The 1366-nt window shown below is 49.4% G+C and carries 2 protein-coding genes; both read left to right on the forward strand.

From position 1 onward, the window contains the following. Positions 1 to 102 precede the first annotated feature (102 nt). Positions 103 to 684 carry a hypothetical protein gene (locus KDK14_RS06955; protein WP_257264312.1) on the forward strand — a complete coding sequence of 194 codons (582 nt, stop codon included), beginning with the start codon at positions 103 to 105 and terminating at the stop codon, positions 682 to 684. 178 nt (positions 685 to 862) lie between these two features. Beyond that, a partial coding sequence (locus KDK14_RS06960) for a hypothetical protein (protein WP_257264313.1) occupies positions 863 to 1366 on the forward strand: 504 nt, incomplete at its 3' end.

Raw genomic sequence — 1366 nt, forward strand, 5'->3', positions numbered from 1 at the left:
ATTCGCCCTTTCCTGTTCACAAATTGCTACTAATTAAACGACTTTATTCGTTTGATAATAACAATAGATAGCTTGCAGCTAATCACTGCAAGGGGGCGTAACATGAAAACATTTAAGACATTGGCTTTGGCAGTAGCGGTTTCTGCGGGGTTAGTGATGAGCAGTGCTCATTCTGCGACACCACAACATCTCAATGGTGAGCTTGGAGCAGACTCAGCAGCTTTCTTTGATATTTTTCTCGTAAAGGGCACTGTCGCCAGAATCTGGGGACTCAAAGATGTAGAATTAACAGGAAATGAAGGAATTGATGTGGGGGGCGTCTTAACACCAAAGTTCTCACATCAATTCTGCGTATTCTCAAATCATGCATCAAATGGAAACGATTATAAGTTGACAGTAGAAAGTGAGAATTCATATAAGCTAACTGATAGTTCGGATGATTCTACGATTAATTACGAGTTATCAGTAGCGGCTGGAAATGCCACTGGAAAATCTACTGTGGGTACACCTGACTTTACAGCCGATTTCAATGCTGGTGCCATTGAAGACCAACCAAATCCAAATATTGGAGATGTTTGCGATGTCAAGCAAAACATAACACTTGAAATCGGCCTGCTCAGTGCAAACCCTGTAACTGCTGGTGCATACAGTGATAGAGTCACTATGACAGTTGAACCGAAGTAGAAAAATTGGAAAAACCGGGGTCAGGTCTTCCTCCTTGACGAACAAACAACCACCCCCAACAACCACAACCCCCAACACCGGCAACCCCCCAGGTTGCCGTTTTTTAACCCTCAGGCAATGAGGCAGTAAAAAAGTACCCACCCGGTACAACTCAATAACCTGTGGCAGATTCACCATTATGCGTCGTTGGCAGTCTAACCTTACCGAGTTTCTAACGGTCTCCATCACCCTGGTCACTCCCCTGGCGTTGGCCGCCGACCCGGTATTCCTTGCTGCCGCCATCCCACCCCCCGGCTTTGAAGAACTCAGCGCCACCCAAAGCTCGCTGGTGGATATCTATTTCGGCAACCGCTACATCGGCTCGCAACTGGCGTCGTTCAGCCCCGGTATTATTGAACTGCCCGACCCGGCATCCCTGGTGCGCCAGATTGGCGACCTGAACGAAACCACCCTGATTACCAGCGCCCTGAGCGGTGAGCTGGACAGCCACAGCGAGCTGGTCTGCCCACCCAACAGCACACAAAACTGCGGCCTGCTGGAAACCCCGGTGGCCGGGGTGATTTTCGACGAATCCCGCTTTCGGGTTGATATATTCGTCAACCGCCGTTTTATGCTGACCCGCGCCGCCGAGGTGCGTAAATACCTGCCACCTTCCGATGCCGGGTTTTCCATGATGCAAAAC

It is taken from the genome of Endozoicomonas sp. ONNA2, assembly GCF_024606365.1.
Classification (GTDB): Bacteria; Pseudomonadota; Gammaproteobacteria; order Pseudomonadales; family Endozoicomonadaceae; genus Endozoicomonas.

Coding starts and splice junctions, on each gene's coding strand:
- KDK14_RS06955 (WP_257264312.1), top strand. CDS start 103: ATGAAAACATTTAAGACATTGGCTTTGGCAGTAGCGGTTTCTGCGGGG.